The 1,802-nt window shown below is 36.7% G+C and carries 1 protein-coding gene; it reads right to left on the reverse strand.

Features of this window, described 5'->3' with window-relative positions:
- Positions 1 to 31 precede the first annotated feature (31 nt).
- On the reverse strand, positions 32 to 1,534 hold the full coding sequence (locus AC1DTM_RS25035; RefSeq protein WP_016105186.1) for a malate:quinone oxidoreductase: 1,503 nt from the start codon (positions 1,532 to 1,534) through the stop codon (positions 32 to 34).
- Positions 1,535 to 1,802 lie beyond the last annotated feature (268 nt).

A 1,802-nucleotide genomic window follows, 5' to 3' on the forward strand; every position in this document is an offset into this window, starting at 1 on the left:
TTTTTATTATGTCGTTTTTTTAATCTATTCATTAATTGTGAACAGCTTCTTTTTCATTTAACCCAAGTGTGCGTCCTGTTGAAGCGTGAAGTTCTTGGAACAGTCTTGGATTTTCCGTTAGTGATACGCCATAAGAAGGGATCATTTCTTTTATTTTTGGCTCCCATGCTAGTATACGTTCTGGGAAGCATTTTTCTAATACTTCAAGCATAACGTGAACCGCAGTAGAAGCACCTGGAGAAGCGCCAAGTAACGCAGCGATTGATCCGTCATTTGCACTAACAACTTCTGTACCAAATTGAAGTGTTCCTTTACCACCTGCATCAGTATCTTTAATTACTTGCACACGTTGTCCAGCAACGACAGTATCCCAATCTTCACTTTTAGCGTTCGGAATAAACTCACGTAATTCTTCCATACGCTTTTCGTGTGATAACATAACTTGTTGGATTAAGTATTTTGTTAATCCCATTTCTTTTACACCGGCTGCTAACATCGTTAAGACGTTATTCGGTTTTACAGATCCAATTAAATCAAGGTTTGAGCCAGTTTTTAAGAATTTAGGTGAGAAGCCTGCAAATGGTCCAAACAGTAAAGCTTTTTTGTTGTCTATATATCTTGTATCAAGGTGAGGTACAGACATTGGCGGAGCGCCAACTTTAGCTTTTCCGTATACTTTTGCATGATGCTGCTCTACAACTTTTTGGTTTTTACATACCATAAATAGTCCACTTACTGGGAATCCTCCAATATGTTTTGATTCAGGAATACCAGTCTTCTGAAGTAGAGGTAGACTACCACCACCGCCGCCGATAAAGACGAACTTTGCAGTATGGTGTTCGATTTTACCACTATTCATATCGTGTACTTTCACTTCCCACAAACCGTTCTTCGCACGTTTAATATTTTCAACACTGTGTTTGTAGTTTAGTTCGACATTTTTAGTTTTTAAGTAATCAAACAACATGCGTGTTAACGCACCAAAGTTAACATCTGTTCCAGAATCAATTTTCGTTGCAGCCATCGGTTCATTAGAGTTACGACCTTCCATAATGAGTGGAAGCCATTTTTTTAATGTATCAGGAGCATCAGAAAATTCCATTCCTTGGAATAGAGCGTTTTTTGAAAGCGCTTCAAAACGATTTTTTAGAAACTCCACATTTTTTTCTCCTTGCACCAAACTCATATGAGGTAGTGGCATAATAAAATCTTGTGGATTACGAATTAAGTTTCTCTTAACAAGATACGCCCAAAATTGTCTTGAAAGTTGAAATTGCTCATTTACTTTTACAGCTTTACCAATATCTATAGACCCGTCAGATTTTTCGGACGTATAGTTAAGCTCACATAGCGCAGAATGTCCTGTACCAGCATTATTCCATTCGTTAGAACTTTCTTCTCCGGCATTAGCGAGTTTTTCAAATACTTTAATTTCCCATTCAGGTGCCAATTCTTTAAGTAATGATCCTAACGTTGCGCTCATAATTCCAGCGCCAATTAAGATAACGTCTGTTTTTTGCTGCATGTTGCTCATGATAATCTCTCCATCCCCTATATTGGCAAAAAAGAGTAGGTGTTTTTATATCTAAGCCGTAAAAAGAAAACACCGCCTAGGCCCCACCTAGGTATTTACCTTTTTTGTCTCAATTATATAACCATCTCATAGTCTATTATAATAATTAATAGACTAAAATATCTAGTGTTATCTGATAATTTTAAACTATTTAACGTTTTATTTCATAGAATTCTTCTGTCATAAGGGTAAAAAGCATAGTAGTAAAGCGGAATTTGGAGAAGAATTC

This window comes from Bacillus sp. P4_D3, from assembly GCF_056401855.1.

Bases quoted from the DNA above. Each gene is read 5' to 3' on its own strand.
- AC1DTM_RS25035 (WP_016105186.1), bottom strand. From the start codon at position 1,534: ATGAGCAACATGCAGCAAAAAACAGACGTTATCTTAATTGGCGCTGGA.